The sequence below is a fragment of the Pseudodesulfovibrio aespoeensis Aspo-2 genome (genome assembly GCF_000176915.2).
In the GTDB taxonomy this organism is placed as follows: domain Bacteria; phylum Desulfobacterota; class Desulfovibrionia; order Desulfovibrionales; family Desulfovibrionaceae; genus Pseudodesulfovibrio; species Pseudodesulfovibrio aespoeensis.
This window is the reverse complement of sequence record NC_014844.1, coordinates 1,538,776-1,557,077: the sequence shown is the minus strand read 5'-3', so window position 1 is coordinate 1,557,077 and position 18,302 is coordinate 1,538,776. Positions and strand designations below refer to the sequence as shown.

The 18,302-nt window shown below is 63.3% G+C and carries 16 protein-coding genes, 1 tRNA gene and 1 pseudogene; 10 read left to right on the top strand and 8 right to left on the bottom strand.

Annotated elements, in window-relative coordinates; all coding sequences use genetic code 11:
• Positions 1-106: 106 nt before the first annotated feature.
• The 3 genes and pseudogenes from DAES_RS17565 to DAES_RS06980 all read right to left on the bottom strand — a co-directional run bounded on the left by DAES_RS17565 (position 107) and on the right by DAES_RS06980 (position 3,181).
• Positions 107-436, bottom strand: coding sequence for a DUF5684 domain-containing protein (locus tag DAES_RS17565; protein ID WP_157864820.1), 330 nt, complete (start codon positions 434-436; stop codon positions 107-109).
• Between the two features lie 61 nt (positions 437-497).
• A pseudogene (locus DAES_RS06985) lies at positions 498-919 on the bottom strand (RHS repeat domain-containing protein); the annotation flags it as partial.
• A gap of 69 nt (positions 920-988) precedes the next feature.
• Complete coding sequence (locus DAES_RS06980) at positions 989-3,181, bottom strand: MFS transporter (RefSeq protein WP_236608479.1); 2,193 nt, start codon at positions 3,179-3,181, stop codon at positions 989-991.
• Between the two features lie 302 nt (positions 3,182-3,483).
• Here DAES_RS06980 and nifJ point away from each other — a divergent pair, with 302 nt between their 5' ends.
• Both nifJ and DAES_RS06970 read left to right on the top strand, forming a co-directional pair.
• Positions 3,484-6,990, top strand: coding sequence for a pyruvate:ferredoxin (flavodoxin) oxidoreductase (gene nifJ / locus DAES_RS06975; RefSeq protein ID WP_013514328.1), 3,507 nt, complete (start codon positions 3,484-3,486; stop codon positions 6,988-6,990).
• 189 nt (positions 6,991-7,179) lie between these two features.
• Positions 7,180-7,542, top strand: coding sequence for a hypothetical protein (locus tag DAES_RS06970; RefSeq protein ID WP_013514327.1), 363 nt, complete (start codon positions 7,180-7,182; stop codon positions 7,540-7,542).
• 258 nt (positions 7,543-7,800) lie between these two features.
• Here DAES_RS06970 and DAES_RS06965 read toward each other — a convergent pair.
• Positions 7,801-7,876 (bottom strand) — tRNA-Lys (locus DAES_RS06965).
• 98 nt (positions 7,877-7,974) lie between these two features.
• Between DAES_RS06965 and DAES_RS06960 the strand changes: the two genes are divergently transcribed.
• From DAES_RS06960 to DAES_RS06950, 3 genes are read left to right on the top strand one after another with little or no spacing between them, the layout of a single operon-like run.
• Positions 7,975-9,864 (top strand): cytochrome c biogenesis protein CcdA, encoded by a 1,890-nt coding sequence (locus tag DAES_RS06960; protein ID WP_013514326.1) that lies wholly within the window; start codon positions 7,975-7,977, stop codon positions 9,862-9,864.
• Positions 9,865-9,890: 26 nt separating this feature from the next.
• On the top strand, positions 9,891-11,087 hold the full coding sequence (locus tag DAES_RS06955) for an iron-containing alcohol dehydrogenase (RefSeq protein WP_013514325.1): 1,197 nt from the start codon (positions 9,891-9,893) through the stop codon (positions 11,085-11,087).
• A 29-nt stretch (positions 11,088-11,116) separates the two neighbouring features.
• A complete protein-coding gene (locus DAES_RS06950) occupies positions 11,117-11,620 on the top strand; it encodes a DUF2867 domain-containing protein (RefSeq protein ID WP_013514324.1) in 504 nt (167 codons plus the stop codon).
• 3 nt (positions 11,621-11,623) lie between these two features.
• Here DAES_RS06950 and DAES_RS06945 read toward each other — a convergent pair whose 3' ends face one another.
• Complete coding sequence (locus tag DAES_RS06945) at positions 11,624-12,847, bottom strand: M24 family metallopeptidase (protein WP_013514323.1); 1,224 nt, start codon at positions 12,845-12,847, stop codon at positions 11,624-11,626.
• Positions 12,848-12,925: 78 nt separating this feature from the next.
• On the opposite strand from DAES_RS06945, the gene DAES_RS06940 reads away from it, so the two are divergent.
• The 5 genes from DAES_RS06940 (at position 12,926) to hisF (ending at position 16,232) form a co-directional block, all read left to right on the top strand.
• Positions 12,926-13,345 carry a CoA-binding protein gene (locus DAES_RS06940; RefSeq protein WP_013514322.1) on the top strand — a complete coding sequence of 140 codons (420 nt, stop codon included), beginning with the start codon at positions 12,926-12,928 and terminating at the stop codon, positions 13,343-13,345.
• Positions 13,342-13,779 carry a YkgJ family cysteine cluster protein gene (locus DAES_RS06935; protein WP_013514321.1) on the top strand — a complete coding sequence of 146 codons (438 nt, stop codon included), beginning with the start codon at positions 13,342-13,344 and terminating at the stop codon, positions 13,777-13,779. The genes DAES_RS06940 and DAES_RS06935 overlap by 4 nt, the downstream gene beginning before the upstream one ends.
• A 52-nt stretch (positions 13,780-13,831) precedes the next feature.
• Entirely contained in the window at positions 13,832-14,617 is a 786-nt protein-coding gene (locus DAES_RS06930; protein WP_013514320.1) for a J domain-containing protein, read from the top strand.
• Between the two features lie 204 nt (positions 14,618-14,821).
• Entirely contained in the window at positions 14,822-15,463 is a 642-nt protein-coding gene (hisH, locus tag DAES_RS06925) for an imidazole glycerol phosphate synthase subunit HisH (RefSeq protein WP_013514319.1), read from the top strand.
• Positions 15,453-16,232 carry an imidazole glycerol phosphate synthase subunit HisF gene (hisF, locus tag DAES_RS06920; RefSeq protein WP_013514318.1) on the top strand — a complete coding sequence of 260 codons (780 nt, stop codon included), beginning with the start codon at positions 15,453-15,455 and terminating at the stop codon, positions 16,230-16,232. The genes hisH and hisF overlap by 11 nt, the downstream gene beginning before the upstream one ends.
• A gap of 226 nt (positions 16,233-16,458) precedes the next feature.
• Here hisF and moaC read toward each other — a convergent pair whose 3' ends face one another.
• From moaC to rpoZ, 3 genes are read right to left on the bottom strand one after another with little or no spacing between them, the layout of a single operon-like run.
• Entirely contained in the window at positions 16,459-16,938 is a 480-nt protein-coding gene (gene moaC, locus DAES_RS06915; protein WP_013514317.1) for a cyclic pyranopterin monophosphate synthase MoaC, read from the bottom strand.
• 1 nt (position 16,939) lies between these two features.
• A complete protein-coding gene (gene dnaJ / locus DAES_RS06910; RefSeq protein ID WP_013514316.1) occupies positions 16,940-18,058 on the bottom strand; it encodes a molecular chaperone DnaJ in 1,119 nt (372 codons plus the stop codon).
• A 2-nt stretch (positions 18,059-18,060) separates the two neighbouring features.
• Positions 18,061-18,297, bottom strand: a complete 237-nt coding sequence (gene rpoZ, locus DAES_RS06905) for a DNA-directed RNA polymerase subunit omega (protein ID WP_013514315.1) — start codon at positions 18,295-18,297, stop codon at positions 18,061-18,063.
• Positions 18,298-18,302: the final 5 nt, after the last annotated feature.

The following is an 18,302-nucleotide window of genomic DNA, read 5'->3' as shown; positions in this document are numbered from 1 at the left end:
CGCACCAGTGATAACACCATACTAAGCGAAAACAGGTACGAAAACGATTCCTGCGCCTATCAGCCTCTGTAGACTTATCATATTTAAAAAGCATCATACTCTTCTCTTACGCCATATATTGGTATTTTTTTGAAAAACCAGTTATTAAGAATAGAATGAATGGAAGCATAGACAGAAGAGCTGACATTCTATTACTCATGCCGAAGCGAATACCAACTTTATACGACACATAAATAAAAAAAATAATATTTATGAATGGCAACAACAATACCAAAAATGCAATCTTTGGCAATCCAGATAAATCCATGTATCTAAATGGTAAAAACATATCATATGCTTCATAGCCAGCTTTTTCATACGTCTTACAAAGACCAAAAAGAAACATGAGGAAAACAATCATTACTCCCCAAGGGACTAGGCTTTCAAGTACATCCATACCTGCTCCACAAGTTATGCCTAAACCGGAAAAAACACCAATTATCCGACCAAAAACTCAGCGGGACAACCCCGTTCACGGGGTCATTTAAGGCAACACCAATACCAGTCCGCATCGCCCAAAGGGTCGGGGCGGTCCAGCGACCAGTGATTCGGGCCGTCCCTGGCCCTCACCCTTTCGGGGCGTTGCGGAAGACCGCAACGCCCAAATCCGCGAACCTACGGATTTGGCCCGCCAGCCGAAACGGACGAAGCCGAGATCCCGGTCGTGCAGGCCGCCTGCGAAGCCGAGGGGGATGCGCAGGGCCCGGTTGGTGGACTCGATGATGCCACCAAAGGGATCGTACCGGGTTTCCTGTATCACGTTGCCGCCCTGGTCGGCAACAGCGCGCAGGGAGCCGATCTGGTCACAGTGCAGGGTGAAGCCTTGCCCGTCGTCGCGTTGCATGGCATGGGGCGTGCGTTGGCCGTTGCGGTAGGCGAAAAAGGGGTCTTGCAAGGGCAAAAGGGAAGGTTGACAGGGGATGAAGATAGTCCAAACCGAGGCGCTTGGTTATTCGGGGAATCCCGCCATCTCGGTCACTGTGAGGTCCGGGCCGAACCACAGGGCCGACGCGCCGGGATACTGCGCACGCACGAAGCGCGCGCCCTGGTCCGGCCCCATGATGAACAGGGTGGTGGCCAGGGCGTCGGCCAGCTCCGCGCTCAGGGCGATGACCGTCACCCCGGTGGAGGATTGGGCTGGCTCCATGTCCGCCGGGTCGATGATGTGGTGCTTGAGCGTGGTCCGGCCATCGCGCTCCAGCATGACGAACTGCTGATAGTCGCCGGAGCCGCAGACCGCCCTTTCGCGCACCGTGACCGTCCGGTGGACCGTGTCCGCGCGGGGATGGCGGATGCCCACGCTCCAGTCGCGGTCGCCAAAGGCGTAGAAATCGCCGCCCGCCTCGACAATGCCCGCCTCGACGCCCAGTGTGCGCAGCAGCCTGACAGCGGCATCGATGATCGTCCCCTTGGCAATGCCGCCCAGGTCAAGGGCCATGCCCTGGCGCTCCAGCCGGACCCGACCTGTCCCCTCCTCGAAATTCACGAGCCGATAGTCCACCAGCCCTTTCATGGACCGGGCCAGGGACTCGTCCATCATATAGTACATGGGCGAGGTGGTCAGCGCTCCGATGGTGGGATCAAACACCCCGTTGCTGACCCGGCCATGCTCCACGGCCCGGCGGATGAGGGCATGGGCACGCGGGGTTGGCTCGACCCACCCCTTGCCCGCCGCCCGGTTGATCCGGCCCACCGAGCCCGTCGGGTTGCGATGGTCATAGTCCGCCTGCAACTCGCGCATCAGGCCGATGCACCGCCGGGCGGCATCGTCCGCCGCCTTGCGACTGTCCGTGGCCAGCGTCAGGTTGACCACCGTGCCCATGGCCACATCCGTGTGCCGGTAGAGGCCCGATTGCGACGGGCCGGCAGCCCGCATCTGCGCATCGACCATCACCCCGCCAGCGCCTGCCAGCAGTAGGGCGCACAGCCCGGCAACCGACAGAGCCACCGCACGCCCGTAATGCAGTCTTTCCATGAGCATGCGGGCCAGCAGCGGCGTGCAGCACAGCCCGCCGATGACCGCCGCCATCTGAAAGACCATCCCCACCTGATGGGTCTGCTGCACCACCACCCCGCCGAGCAGCGGGCCGAGCACAAACCCCACGCCCGAAGCCACGTGGGCCGCGCCAAACACCTGCCCCTGCCTGGGGGACAGGCTCGATGCCAGGGACATGGACGCGGGCACGGACACGGCAGTGCCAAGCCCCATGGCCGCGCCAAACACCGCCAGCTGCCACGGTTCGGAACTGGCCCCGATGGCGAACAGGGCTGCCGCGCTGACCGACATGCCCCAGACCGTGAGCACGCCATGGGGAACATCGCGAAAGACCCGGACGGCCACGGGCAGTCCCAGGCAGACGGCCAGGCTGGGGATGGAAAAGAGCAGGCCCACCGCCAGACCGTTGCGCCCCAGAATCGCGGAAAGATAGATGGGATAGAAGGTCGCAACCAGACCGACGCCGAGCGTCCTGCCAGCCACGGCCAGGAGTACGCCCAGCCAGTCGGCCAGACTCGGGCGCAGACTGGGTCGCGGACCGGGGCTGGCCGCCGCCTCGGCCACGGTCCCCGCCCCGGCCTTGCCCGGCAGGAACAGGAGCACGACGAGAAAGGCCAGGAGCATACAGGCGCCAAGGCCGAGCAGGACAGGCTCCATGCGCCTGCCCAGGTAGAGCGCGCCCCCGGCCAGCGGGCCAATGAACATGGCCACGTTGAACAGCAGCGCGTGCACGGCGAACCAATGGGAGAGCCGCTCACGGTTCACGGTGCCGCCAAGGGCGGCCATGCCCACGGGCCTGAAGAGCCCGGAAACCATGCCGAGGATGAACTGGACACCGTAGAGGGTGCCAAGGCCGGGATGGATGAAATGGGCCAGCGGGGCGCACGCCCCAAGGGCCGAGGCGAGCAGCAGGGGCAGGCGCGCGCCGACCCGGTCGGCCCACCACCCGGCCAGGGGCGCGATCAGCAGCCGGACAAGAAAGAACCCGGCAAACCCGCTGCCCAGCCACGCCCCACCCACCCGCTCGTCCAGGCTGACCAGGGGCAGGGTGAAGGAGAACAGCCCGACGCCGAGCGCGGCGAGAAATCCGCTCGCCAGAACTGCGGTCAGGGGGCTGCTGCGCCGGGTATGCGTGCTTTCGGCCATGGGCATCGTCGTCTTTGCGGAAAGGATGGTGCAGTTTGATCGCAAATACGGCCTGTTGGCAAGGAATGAAACAGTCACGGCGTCCAGGGGGCCGAGACGGACGTTCACCGCGATTTCCCGCTGCCAATTGGTGAACGGTCATGTTTGGCCGGGCAACGGCATGGAAAGGGCTTGACCCTCACATCGGAAAAGGCGAAAAAATATGCTTCGGGTTCCCGTTCCGACGGTCGCGACACCGGCCTGCGCCCAATGAACCCGCACCGTGCCGGTACCGGTCCAACACAAAACTTCGGAGAGAGAACATGCCCAAGAAAATGAAGACAATGGACGGCAACACCGCCGCTGCGCACGTGGCCTACGCCATGACCGAGACGGCGGCCATCTACCCCATCACGCCATCCACGCCCATGGGCGAGATCGCCGATGAATGGGCCGCACAGGGGCGCAAGAACATCTTCGACCAGAAGGTGCAGATCCGGCAGATGCAATCCGAAGCGGGCGCGGCGGGCGCGGTGCATGGCTCGCTCGCGGGCGGCGCGCTGACCTGCACCTTCACCGCGTCCCAGGGCCTGCTGCTCATGATCCCCAACATGTACAAGATTTCCGGCGAGCTCCTGCCCGGCGTCTTTCATGTCTCGGCCCGGGCCGTGGCCGCACACGCCCTGTCCATCTTCGGCGACCACCAGGACGTCATGGCCTGCCGCCAGACCGGATTCGCCATGCTCTTTTCCAACTCGGTCCAGGAGGTCATGGACCTCGCCCTGGTGGCCCACGTGGCCGCTGTCGAGGCGTCGCTCCCGGTCATGAGCGTGTTCGACGGCTTCCGCACCTCGCACGAGATCCAGAAGATCGAGGTCATCGACTACGAGGACATGAAACCGTTGCTGAACCAGGACAAGCTGGCCGCCTTCCGCGCCCGGTCCATGAACCCGGAGCACCCGAACATCCGGGGCACGGCCCAGAACCCGGACATCTATTTCCAGGGCCGCGAGGCGGCCAACGCCTATCACGACGCCATCCCGGCCATCGTCGAGGCGACCATGAAGAAAGTCGGCAAGCTGACCGGACGCAAGTACAAGCTCTTCGACTATGTGGGCCACCCCAAGGCGGACCGCATCATCATCGCCATGGGCTCCGGCTGCGAGGCCATTGAGGAAGTGGTCAACTCCCTCAATGCCGGCGGCAGGAAGGTCGGGCTGGTCAAGGTCCGGCTGTTCCGGCCCTTTTCCGTCAGGCACATGCTCGCGGTCATCCCCAAGACCGTCAAAAAGATCGCTGTCCTCGACCGGACCAAGGAACCCGGCGCGCTGGGCGACCCGCTCTACCTCGACATTTGCGCCGCCTACGCAGGCCGCAAGGAAGCGCCCAAGATCGTCGGTGGCCGCTACGGCCTCGGCTCCAAGGAACTCACCCCGGCCATGGTCAAGGCAGTCTTCGACAGCCTGTCAAAGCCCAGGCACGGCTTCACCGTGGGCATCACCGACGATGTCACCAACACCTCCCTGCCCGTGGCCGAGGTCATCGACACCACGCCTGCGGGCACGGTGCAGTGCAAGTTCTGGGGCCTTGGCGCAGACGGCACGGTGGGCGCCAACAAGCAGGCCATCAAGATCATCGGCGACAACACCAAACTCTATGCCCAGGGCTATTTCGCCTATGATTCCAAGAAGTCGGGCGGCATCACCATCTCGCATCTGCGCTTTGGCAAGAAGCCCATCCAGTCCACCTACCTGATCACCGACGCCGATTACATCGCCTGCCACAACCCGAGCTACGTCAACGTCTACGACATCCTCGAAGGGATCAAGGACGGCGGCACCTTTGTCCTCAACTGTCCCTGGACGGCCAAGGAGATGGACGACCACCTGCCCGTTGCCATGCGCCGGACCATCGCCCAGAAGGGGCTGAAATTCTACACCGTGGACGCGGTCAAGATCGCGCAAAAGGTGGGCCTCGGCGGGCGCATCAACATGATCATGCAGACCGCCTTCTTCAAACTGGCGGATGTGATACCCTTTGCCAAGGCCGTGGCTCTGCTCAAGGACGGCATCAAGAAGGAATACGGCAAAAAAGGCGACAAGATCGTCAACATGAACTATGCCGCCGTGGACAGCGCGGTGGACGCCATCGTCGAGATACCCGTCCCCGCCTCGTGGAAGAAGCTCAAGGACGACGCCCCGGCCAGACGCGACGAGCCGGAATACGTGACCAGTGTCATGCGCCCGGTGCTGGGCCAAAAAGGCGACACCGTGCCTGTCTCGGCCTTTTCGCACGACGGCACCATGCCCTCGGCCACCAGCCGGTTCGAAAAGCGCGGCGTGGCCATCAGCGTGCCCGAATGGCTCAAGGACAACTGCATCCAGTGCAACCAGTGCGCGTTCGTCTGCCCCCATTCGGCCATCCGCGCCGTGCTGGCCGACCCCGCCGAGCTGAAGAAGGCCCCCAAGACCTTTGAAGTGCTCGACGCCGTGGGCAAGGATGTCAAGGGCCAGAAGTTCCGCATCCAGATCAACACCCTCGACTGCATGGGCTGCGGCAACTGCGCCGACGTCTGCCCGGCCAAGGAAAAGGCGCTGGTCATGCAGCCCATCGTCAGCCAGACTCCGGTCCAGACACCCAACTTCGACTTCTCGCAGACCATTGCCTACAAGGACGCCTTTGGCCGCGACACGGTCAAGGGCAGCCAGTTCCGCCAGTCGCTCATGGAGTTCTCCGGCGCGTGCGCTGGCTGCGGCGAAACGCCCTACGTCAAGGTCATCACCCAGCTCTTCGGCGAGCGCATGGTCATTGCCAACGCAACGGGCTGCTCGTCCATCTGGGGCGCGAGCGCGCCGACCACGCCGTACTGCGTCAACCGCGACGGCTACGGCCCGGCCTGGGGCAACTCCCTGTTCGAGGACGCCGCCGAGTTCGGCTTCGGCATCGAGATGGCCATCGACCAGCGACGCTCCCACCTGATCGAACTGGCCAAGCAGGCCGCGGAAAGCGAAACCGGCGCGGTCAAAACCGCCCTGAACCAGTGGCTCGAAGGCCGCGACGATCCCGACCAGTCGCGCGAGGCGGGCGACGCGCTGAAGAAAGCCCTCAAGGGTGCCAGGAAACAGCTCCTCAAGGAGATCGCCTCAATGGCCGACCTGTTCACCAAGAAGTCGGTCTGGGTCTTTGGCGGCGATGGCTGGGCCTACGACATCGGCTACGGCGGACTCGACCACGTCATCGCGTCCGGCAAGGACATCAACATCCTGGTCATGGATACCGAGGTGTACTCCAACACCGGCGGCCAGTCGTCCAAGGCCACGCCGCTGGGCTCCATCGCCAAGTTCGCGGCCTCGGGCAAGACCACGGGCAAGAAGGACCTGGGGCGCATGGCCATGACCTACGGCTACGTCTACGTGGCCTCGGTGGCCATGGGCGCCAACAAGCAGCAGTTCCTCAAGGCCGTCAAGGAAGCCGAGGCCTACAAGGGACCGTCGCTCATCATCGCCTACGCCCCGTGCATCAACCAGGGCATCAAGAAGGGCATGGGCAAGACCCAGTTCGAGCAGAAGCTGGCTGTTGACTCCGGCTACTGGCCGCTCTACCGCTTCAACCCGCTCCTGGCCGACGAGGGCAAGAACCCCTTCCTGCTCGAATCCAAGGCCCCGGACGGCACCCTCCAGGAGTTCCTCTCCGGCGAGAACCGCTACGCCATGCTGGAGCGGTTCTACCCGGAATTCTCCAAGCAGTTCAGGGCGGAGATCGAAAAAGACTACTCCAGACGCTACGAAGCCCTCAAGCTCATGGCTGACGGCGGCTGCGAAGAAAAGTAGCACACGGCCCAAACAGACAATCGAGGCGTCCGCAGGAAACTGCGGGCGCCTTTTGTTTCCGCGCCGGGCGCAAAACGCGTCCGGCATTATAATGTGTGATGCGCCGACCTGATCATGACGGATTATACTGCCCCTCCCTTCGGGATGGGATAGGGTGGAGGAAAGTACAACCCGAACCTGGAGGAACCGATGCCAAACATGGATTACCCTGGACCGTGCCCAAGCTGCATGGGGATAGACGGCTGCTATGACGAGGCTGGCAAGGAAGCGGCGGTCGCCCACTACTGCAAGGGGCTCGAAATGGAAATCAACAGCTGGAAGGCCCGGCTCTACGACATCCTGGCCGCCGAGCCGAGCGGCGACTTGACCGATACGGTCAATCTGCTCAAATCCACCATGCGGGAGCTTGAGGCCGTGGCCGAGCAAATGCAGCAGACCTGCCCCACAAGCCTCAGCGCGCAGGAGAAAATGATCGGCAGCAAGCTGGAAAACATGCGGGTCCACTACACCAAGGCCCTTGAGGTCATCAGCCCCGGCTGGTTCGGCGGCTAGCAGACAAAAGCAACCCAGCCGATGGCGCGCCCGGTCAGGGAAAGCGCCGCATCAGGGCCGGAGCGATCGTTCCGGCCCTTTCGCATGGAATCCAGACACATGCCTGTCGAGCCGAAATCCAAAGCAAGCCCTTGCCACTAGGTACCCCGGCAGGTATATTGACACGGTGAAACACATTGAATTCCCAAACCACGGCAGACAAAACCCAAACTGCGAAAACAAAAAAAGCCCGGCTTGCGCCGGGCCTTGTGATCGAAGTGGTGGGTCACCAAGGAATCGAACCTTGAACCTCCGGATTAAGAGTCCGCTGCTCTGCCAGTTGAGCTAGTGACCCACTTCGGGCTGCGCGTTCCCGCGCAACGGAGTGAATAACTATAAGCCGGGCCAGGATTTGTCAACAACTAATTCTCAATTTTTTCCAGCAGGACGAAAATGCATCTAACCAGGCCATTTCTCACCTTGTTTCTGGTCCTCCCGCTGCTCCTCTCCGGATGTGTCTGCCCGGCCCAGGCAGCACCGTCCCAGCCCCCTGCCCGGACCACCGTCGAGGCGTATTCGCTGACCGACGCAGCCAGGGCGCAGGCCGGGCTGGACTGGCAATACGTCCTGACCATCACCCTGGACATGGACCCTGACTGGTACACCTATGCCGATGACCCTGGCGGCATGGGCAAGCCCACCAGCCTGTCCGGGGCCACGGCAGACACCCTGCCCATCGTCCCCATCTACCCGGCAGGGGTTGCCAAGCCCGATTCCTTTGACCCTTCTGTCATGGTCAATGCCTACCCCAGCGGCATCCGCCTCTTCGCCGGTGTTCCCACAGCCAGCCGCGAGCCGTTCCCGGCGGTCATGCAGCTCGACCTGCTCCTGTGCCACCCGACCAAATGCGTGCCCTTCCGGCGCAACCTCGCCTTTGGCGACCCAGGACTGGACACCGCCGCCCTGCCGCGCGCCGACGAGCAGCCCTGGTGGCCCTCCCTCGTGGCCCTGGCGGCCACGCCCCCGACTGAAATGGCCTCGCCCTCGCCAGATACTGGCACGGGCACGGTCGGCCTGTCCCCCGCGCCGCAGGCCGGGGCCGATGCGACGGAGCTTGTCCAGTGGAGCTTCACCCCGGTCTACCTGCAACCCGGCCTGGAGGTGGCGGGCCTGGTCTCGGCCATCCTGATGGGGCTTGTGGCCGGGCTGATCCTCAACATCATGCCGTGCGTCCTGCCCGTGGTCAGCCTCAAGCTCTCGGCCCTGCTCAATTCCTCGTCCATCGACAAAGAGAGCGAGAGGATCAGCGCCTTCCGGGAGCACAACGCCTTCTTCGCCCTGGGGGTGATCGCCTTTTTCATGCTCCTGGCCGCAGTGCTGGGCGTCACGGGCCAGGCTTGGGGCGCGCTCTTCCAGAATCAATGGCTGGTGCTGGCCGTGGCCGGGGTCATCCTTGTCCTGTCCTTGAGCCTGTTCGGCCTGTTCCATCTGCCGATCATAGATCTGAAATTCGGGGTCAAGAGCGCCAGCCCACGCGTGCAGGCGTTCTTCACCGGCAACCTGACCACCCTGCTGGCCACGCCGTGCAGCGGGCCATTCCTGGGCGGCGTGCTCAGCTGGTCGCTGGTGCAGGGGCCAGCGGTCATCGCCACGGTCTTTGCCTCCATCGGGCTGGGCATGGCCTCGCCCTACCTGCTCATGGCCCTGAATCCGCGCCTCTCGCGCTTCCTGCCGCGCTCCGGTCCCTGGATCGCCTATGTGGAGAAATCCATCGCCTTCTTTCTTATCGGCACCGCCTTCTACCTCGTGGGCATCGCCCTTGGCAGCGGAGTCCTGCGCATCCTGGCCCCGCTCTGGGCGTTGGGCCTTGGCGGCTGGCTCTGGATCAAGACCCGGCCCTCTGCCCCGGCCATGCGGTGGACCGTGCGCACAGGCTGTCTCGCCCTGCTGGTGGCCATGGTCGTCTGGACCACCCCGGCCCAGGTGACGGACACGGCCTGGGAACCCTTTGACCCGGTGCAGCTCGCCAGCCGCATCGGCCAGGAGCGGCTTTTTGTCAACTTCACCGCCGACTGGTGCCCCACCTGCAAGGTGCTCGAAGCCACGGTCCTGACGCCGGAGAACGTGGCTGCGTGGAAAGAGGCGTACAACATCACGTTCATCAAGGTGGACCTGACCGAACGCAACATGGAGGGCGAGGCCCTGCTCCAGGCCCTGGGCAGCATGAGCATCCCGACGGCGGCCCTGTTCACGCCGGGCGAGGAAAACACCTCCCCACTGGTGCTGCGCGACCTCTACACCCGATCTCAGCTTGAAAACATATTGAGATCGTGGGAGAAGTAGCGGAACGCAACCAACAGGAGAATTGCATGCTCAATTTCCAATACTATATGCCCACCCGCCTCATCTTCGGCCCGGGCACCCTTGACCAGCTCTCGGACACTGCCCACCTGCCGCGCGGCACAAAGGCCATGGTGGTCATCGGCGAGTCAGGCGTCATGCTCCGCCTCGGCTATCTCGCGCGCGTCCAGGGGATGCTCTCCAAACAGGGGGTGCAGACCATCATCTACGACAAAATCCGGCCCAATCCGGAATCCGACGCCGTGGACGAGGCAGCGGCCATCTGCCGCGAAAAGGACATTGATTTCGTGGTCGGACTGGGCGGCGGATCGTCCATCGACGCAGCCAAGGCCATCGCGCTGATGGCCCGCAACCCCGGCAAGCTTTGGGACTACATGCAGTCAGGCACGGGCGGTGGTCAGACGCCGGAGCATCCGGCCCTGCCCATCGTCGCCATCCCGACCACGGCAGGCACCGGCACCGAGGCGGACCCGTGGCTTGTGGTCAGCAAGTCCGGCTCGGCCACCGGCGAAAAGATCGGCTGGGGCAACGACTCCACCTTTCCGCACCTGTCCATCGTGGACCCCGCGCTGATGGTCTCCCTGCCGCCCAAACAGACCGCGTACACGGGCATGGACGCCTTTTTCCACGCCTGCGAGGCGTATCTGGCCACCTGCCGCCAGCCTGCCAGCGACATGCTGGCCCTGGAGGCCGTCCACCTCATCGCCCACACCCTGCCCGAGGCCGTGGCCGACGGCGACAACCTGGAGGCGCGCACGGTCATGGCCTGGGCCAGCTCCGCCGCCGGGCTCTGCGAATCCTACTCCAGCTGCATCTCGCAGCACTCGCTGGAGCACGCCCTGTCGGCCCTGCACCCGGACATGCCCCACGGGGCCGGGCTGGTCATGATCTCCAAGGCGTATTTCGGCTTCCTGGCCGCTGCGGGCGAGGACCGGCTGGGTGATCTGGCCCTGGCCATGGGCGACACCCTGCAAGAGGATCTGGACGAGGACGTGCCGGGCGTGGCCTTCCTCGACGCCCTGGACGCGCTCATCGAAGCGGTGGGGCTTGGCGACGAAAAGCTCTCGGACTACGGCGTTACCCGCGAGGAGATACCGGCCCTGGCCGAGACCTCCCTGACCACCATGGGCCACCTCTTCGATCTCACGCCGGTCTCCATGTCCATGGACGATGTCGTGGCCATCTTCGAGGCGGCCTACGAATAGCGGAGAGATACGGGGTAAAAGGTGCAATCATGATCCCGGACGACTATCTGAAATCCATCCCCGACCTCGCGCCCCTTTTTGCAGGGGCGGACCATGTGGATGTCAAGTTCGTGGACGCACCCATGGACCTGCGCCTTTTCCTGGCCAGGTTCATGACCTATCGGCCATGGTGGCTTGTCCTGCTCTACCGGGCCAGGGCGGTCCTGGTCCGGATGCTGGGCATGCGCCAGGAGTCCGTCCCCCTGCCGGAGATCACCCCGGAGTCCGTCTCGTTCACACCGGGCGATCCCTGCCACTTCTTTACCGTGACCTGTGGCCGCGACGGCGAATACCTCGCCGCGCACCATGCGGACAAGCACCTGCGGGCAGACCTGCTGGTGGCCCGCGAGTGGATGGGCGACGGGATCAACCGGTTCCACGTCGGCACCATCGTCCGCCATGCCCACTGGACCGGTCCGGTCTACTTCGCCCTCATCCGCCCCTTCCACCATCTGGTGGTCACCATGATGATGCGGGCCGCTGTCAAGGCATAAGGGCTATTCCACCCCGACCATCTCGTAGCTGTCGCCGGTGATGCAGCGCGCGCCCGTGGCCGTGATCTCAAAGGTGTTCTCCACACCGACCATGGCCACGCCGCGCACGCCCTGCTTGGGCTCCACGGCCAGGGTCATGCCTGGCTCAAGGGGCAGGTCGAATCCCCTGGCAATGGCTGGAAACTCGTCGATGGTCAGGCCGATGCCGTGCCCGACAAAGGGTACCTGGTTGTCGTCAAGCCCCATGAATCCCTCGGCAAAACCGCGACGCTTGGCCATGTCAAGACTGCCCGCGTAGAGCTCGGCAGGGGTCACGCCGGGTTTGGCCTTGTCGCACACCCAGTCCTGCACCTCGATGCAGAAATCGTGAGCGCGGCGGATGGCGTCGGGAATGGCCGATACCGGCCCGGCAAAATAGGCCTGGGTCTTGTCCGTGTGATAGCCCTCGATCTGGAAGCCGATGTCGAGCATGAGGGGCTGACCCGGCTGCCATACGGTCTTCGCGTTGCCCATGAGCACCACAGCCGGATGCTCGCCGCGCAGGCCGAGCGGACCATTGAACGAGCTGGGATAGTTGCCGGAATCCCCTGCCGAGACATGGCCCAGGAAGCACTCCTCGTCGTGGGCCTGCATGCGCAGGATGCCCATGTGTCCGTGCTCGAAAAAGACCGCCCAGGCGTGATGCGCGACCTCCCGCTCGGTCATGCCCGGCCTGATCCTGCCGGGCAGGATGTCGTAGAGGCTGCGGTGGTGCTTGTCGCCGCAGCGACGCATGATTTCAAGCTCGAACTCGGACTTGACCATCTTGGCCAGGGCCATGGCGTGATCTCCGGACACCAGGGTGTGGGCCGAAAGCTTGGCCGCCAGCAAAGTGCCGAGCTGCCAGGTGAGCCCGGCCATGACCGCGGCCAGGACCGGCGTCATGGGGCTGCCCGCGTCGGCGCACAGGCCGGGCAACTCGGAATAGGACTTGAAGGGCACGATGTGCCTGACGCCCGCCTCGAGCCGGGCGCGGCTCACGCCCTTGCGCAGCATGAGCACCGGCTCGCCCAACAGGGGCAGCCACAGCACGCCCTGGCCCGACGTCCCAGTCAGATAATAGATATTGAGGCGCGAGAACACGAGTATCCCGCCGGCCTTGGGGGCCACGGCCTCAAGATGCTTCCTGAGGGCGGCGTGACGGCGGGCGAGTTCCTCGGCTGGGATGCGGGCTATGGCTTCGAACATGGGGACTCCTTGCTATATAACGACTAGGCATTGTGGATGGATTGCTGTAAAAGGACGTTCCCAAGCGAGGAACGCAGAATGCTGATCAATGAAAAAGAACTAGCCGCCCGGCTCCGCGAGGTCAAGACCATCGCCGTGATCGGCGCGGTGGACAAGCCGGGCCGCCCGGTGGACGGCGTGGCCCGTGAAATGATCAGGATGGGCTTCACCATCATCCCGGTCCACCCCACCCGCACAGAGGTCTGGGGCCTTGAGACATTCAGAAGCGTCGCGGACATCCCGGTGGCCGTGGACGTGGTGGACCTGTTCCGCAACGGACAATTCTGCCCCGGCCACGCCGAGGAAGTGCTGGAGATGCAGACCCTGCCCACGTTCTTCTGGATGCAGTCCGGCGTGTTCAGCCCTGAGGCGCGGCAGATCCTGGCCCACACCCCCATCCAGGTGATCGAGGACCGCTGCCTCAAGGTGGAGCTGACCCGTCTCGGTGTCCGCCCGTGACCGCGCAGGCCTTCGAGTGTCGCATGTGCGGCCACTGCTGCCAGGGCGAGGGCGGCATCGTCCTGACCGACAAAGACATGGCGCGCCTAGCCGAGCACCTGGGCATCAGCCCCAAGGCGCTTGTAGAGCGTTTCGCCGTCACGCGGGGAGGCAAGCTCCACCTGACCTGCGGGGATGACGGCTTCTGCGTCTTCTTCGACCAGGGATGCGGCGTGCATCCCGGCAGGCCCGACATCTGCCGCGCCTGGCCCTATTTCCGGGGCAACCTCGTGGACGAGACGAGTTGGGAGATGGTCCAGGATTACTGCCCCGGAGTGAATCCGGCTGCCGGACACGCCGAGTTCGTGCGCCAGGGAAAGCTGTATTTGCGCAGCGAAGGCCTTTTGCGCTATGATCCCGACACGTCACCCAATGCGCTGCTCTCCGACGACTGATCCCGGACTGATTCGTCACCGATCGAGATTGGTCACAGATAAAGGTTGATCAATGACGCTCCAGGAATGCTACCGGATACTCAAGCTCGATGCGGGAGCGGAACTCGGCGCGGTCAAGTCGGCCTTCCGTCGGCTCGCCTTTGCCCATCATCCGGACCTCAACAGCGCCCCCGGCGCGAGCGAGAAGTTCCGCGAGATCAACGAAGCCTACGTCACGGCCAAGAAACTGCTGGAGAACGGCAACGGCGGACAATCCGCAACGACCGGCCAGGGCACAGGCGAAGACGAGCCCACCAGGGCCAGCCGCGCCCAGGGCGCGCGCGCCTACTCGCGCCAGCAGCGCGAAAAACCGCAGGCTGCGGACAAGAACTCGGCCCGCTCCCGGCAGCAGCACTTCTATTACAGGGAAGAGGAAGTCCTCAAGACCATCCTCAACGACCCCTTTGCCCGCAAGGTCTTCGAGGACATCTACAGCCAGATCCGCAAGGATCAGCCCGGCTACAAGGGACCGCTTGAACTGAAGAAGCGCAAGCTTGAGCTCCATCTGGGCAACAGGACCATCGGTTTCGATTTTGCCAAGGGGCTCGGAGGCTCTGTCAAGTCCTGGTTCAAGGGACAGATGGACCACGAGCAGACGGTTTTTTTTCCGGCCATGAACCTGATTCCGGGACGCAAGGTGCGCATCACCGTGGAGCAAACCTTCTCGGACGGTCCCAAGACCATCGAAGTCACCCTGCCCCCGGATTTCGTGGTTGGCCGCCCCATCCGCCTCAAGGGACTGGGCCGCAAACTCGGCCCCCTGGCGGGTGACCTCCTGCTCAGAATCCTCGCCCGATAGTCTTCCCGCAACCGCCACGGACCAGCCCCGCACACGACGGCGCGCCTGGACCCCAACATGGCGAATACAATTCTGTAATATTTTTTCTACATTTCGGTCACCACCCTCCCTTGGATGCCCCGTGTGAAAACGCGAAGAAACTCCTTGTTATCCGCATCGTTTTTTACTAGTCGCTGTACTGAATGAAATTGAGTGGAGGGACAAATGCTCGCCATATTCGACTACAAGGCGGGAAACCAGACCAGTGTTCACCGGGCACTCGAACACCTGGGAATCCCCAACCAGATCACCAATGACCCGGACACGCTGAACAAGGCCAAGGGAATCATCTTCCCCGGCGTCGGCGCAGCCGGACAGGCCATGGACGAACTGCATTCCGCCGGGCTCGACGAGGTCATCAAGAGCCTCATCTGGCAGAACAAGCCGGTGCTCGGCATCTGTGTGGGCTGCCAGATCCTGCTCGACTACAGCGAAGAAAACGACACCAGGGCGCTCAAGATCATCCCCGGCGAGTGCAGGCTGTTCAACCCGTCCTGGACAGATTACGAAGGCGTGCCCATCCGAGTCCCCCACATGGGCTGGAACCAGGTGGAACTCAAGCAGGAGTGCGAGCTGTTCGCCGGGATTGATCCGGACGCGGACTTCTACTTCGTCCACAGCTACTACCCCGCGCCCAGCCCGGAGTTCATCATCGGCACCACCCGCTACGGCATTGACTTCTGCTCGGTGCATGGCCGCCGGGGGCTCTGGGCCGTCCAGTTCCACCCGGAGAAGAGTGGCCGACCCGGACTCAAGCTGCTCAAGAACTTCCACGCATACTGCCAGGAGGCCGCCGATGCTGAGTAAGCGCGTCATCCCGTGCCTCGATGTCCGCAACGGGCGTCTGACCAAGGGCATCAAGTTCGAGGGCAACGTGGACATCGGCGACCCGGTGGCAACGGCCAGGAGATATTACGAGGAAGGCGCGGACGAGATCGTCTTCTACGACATCACCGCCTCCCACGAGGCGCGCGGCATCTTCCTCGACGTGGTCGAGAAGGTCGCCTCCCAGATATTCATCCCCTTTTCCGTGGGCGGCGGCATCAACACCGTCAATGACATGCGCGACGTGCTCGTGGCCGGGGCCGAAAAGGTCTCGGTCAACTCCGGCGCGGTCAAGAACCCGGACATCATCAGCGAGGGCGCGACCCGGTTCGGCTCCCAGTGCATCGTGCTGGGCATGGACGTGAAGCGGGTGGAAAAGTCCGAGACCATCCCGTCCGGATTCGAGATCGTCATCCACGGTGGCCGCAAGTACATGGGCATGGACGCCGTCGAGTGGGCCAAGACCGGCGAGGCCCTGGGCGCAGGCGAAATCTGCCTCAACTCCATCGACGCCGACGGCACCAGGGACGGCTATGACCTGGAACTGACCCGGCTGGTGGCCGAGTCCGTGACCATCCCGGTCATCGCCTCGGGCGGGGCCGGAACGCCCCAGCACATGGTGGACGCCGTGACCACGGGCCGGGCCTCTGCGGCGCTCATTGCCTCCATCGTCCACTACGGCGAATACACCATCGCCGACCTCAAGAAACACATGGCCGAGGCCGGGGTGCAGACCCGGTCGGTCTGGTAGGTTTCCCCTGAAGCAAAAAAATGAGCCGCTGTCCCGGATGGGACGGCGGCTCTTTTATTGATTGCAATGAAACCTAGGAGACCGTTGAAAAAACCACTTTCGCAGGCTGTTCAAAAATGTTCGAGTGCAAGGCGCAAAAAAAGGTCAAGGCCGAAGCGTACTTCCAGTACGTGAGGATTTGACCTTTTTGAAGCAACGCAGCAATCGGACGTTTTTCAACAGCCTGCTAACGGGCGGTGAAGGTGCCGCTCTTGCCGCCGCTCTTGTAGACGAGGCGGCAGTTGTCGATGACAATGTCCTTCTGGACGGCCTTGCACATGTCGTAGATGGTGGCCGCGGCGATCTGGGCACCCACCAGGGCCTCCATCTCCACGCCGGTCTTGTAGGCGGTGCGCACCTCGGCCTCGATGGTGATGACCGCCCCGGCCTCATCCACGGCAAAGCGGATGTCCACATGGCTGATGGGCAGCGGGTGGCACATGGGGATCATGTCCGCCGTGCGCTTGGCCGCCTGGATTCCGGCGATCTTGGCCGTGGTCAGCACGTCGCCCTTGGGCAGCGCGTTTTGCACCAGCAGGGTCATTGTCTTCGGCGCGAGCCGCACCTCGCAGCGGACAATGGCCGTGCGCAGGGTGTCGCCCTTGGCCGAGACATCGACCATGCGCGCATTGCCGTCGGCGTCCATGTGCGAAAATCCGTCGGACACGTTACTCTCCCATCACCTTGCCCTTGGCTTTCTTGAAGAAATCCTTGGCCTTGGTTGTCAGTTTCTTGGCCTCGATCTCCGAGAATTCCCGCAGCAGCTCTTCCTGGCGCTTGTTCAGGTGGGTCGGGGTCTTGACCCGAATCTCGACCAGCAGATCGCCCTGGTGGGAGCTGCCCGGATGCGGAAGCCCCAGACCGCGCAACCGGAAGACCTCGCCGCTCTGGCTGCCCTTGGGAATGTCGAGGTTCACCGGCTCATCCAGGGTTGGCACTTCGAGCCGATGCCCAAGGGCCGCCTCCACAAACGATATCTCGCGGCTGATGATCAGGTTCTGTCCCTGTCGCTCGAAAACCGAGTCCGGTTCCACGCGGATGACCACGTAGAGGTCGCCGGGGGGACCGCCAAACATGCCGGCCTCGCCCTCGCCGCGCAGCCGCAGGCGGGAGTTGTTGTCCACCCCGGCAGGGATGCGGACTTTGAGGTCCTTGTCCCTGATGACCGTGCCGCGTCCCATGCACTCGCCGCAGGGATCGGTGATGATGGACCCGGCTCCCCGACACTGCGGGCAGGTTACGGAAATGCGGAAGAATCCCTGGGACTGCTGCATGGTGCCCGAGCCGCCGCACTGGGAGCAGGCCTGCGGCCTGGTGCCGGGGGTAGAACCGGAGCCGTTGCAGGTGTCGCAAGTCTGTTCGACCGGGATGCGGATGTCCACCTCGGCACCCTTGGCGGCCTGCCTGAAGGTAACGTCGAGGTTGTAGCGCAGGTCTGAACCGGGCCGGGGACGGTTGCTCCCCCCCCTGCCCGCTGCGGAGAACCCGAAGACTTCGCCGAAGATGTCGCTGAACGCCCCGAAGATGTCCTCGCTGCTGGAGAAGCCGGAGAACCCGTTGCCATTCACCCCTTGGTGGCCGAAGCGGTCGTAGGTCTGCCGTTTTTCGGCATTGCCGAGCACCTCGTAGGCCTCGGCGGCCTCCTTGAACCTTGATTCCGCGTCCGGATCGTCCTGATTGCGGTCGGGATGGAACTTGAACGCCTGCTTGCGGTAGGCCGTTTTTATCTCGTCCTGCGCAGCCTCACGCGAGACCCCCAGGACTTCATAGTAATCGCGCTTGGCCATGACTAGATCTTGGAACCCTCGAAGGAATCATAATCGATCTCAACGTCCGGAATCGGCTGGTCGGGCAGAATCTTGCCCGCCGCGATCTCGCGCAGGGAGTTGACGATCTCCTTGTTCTTGGACTCGATCAGGGGCAGGTATCCTTCGCGATACTGCTTGACCCGCTTGATGCCCATCTGGGTGATGAGAAAACGGTTGCTCACTTTTTCCAGGCAATCTTCAACGGTAATCCGTGCCATGTCAT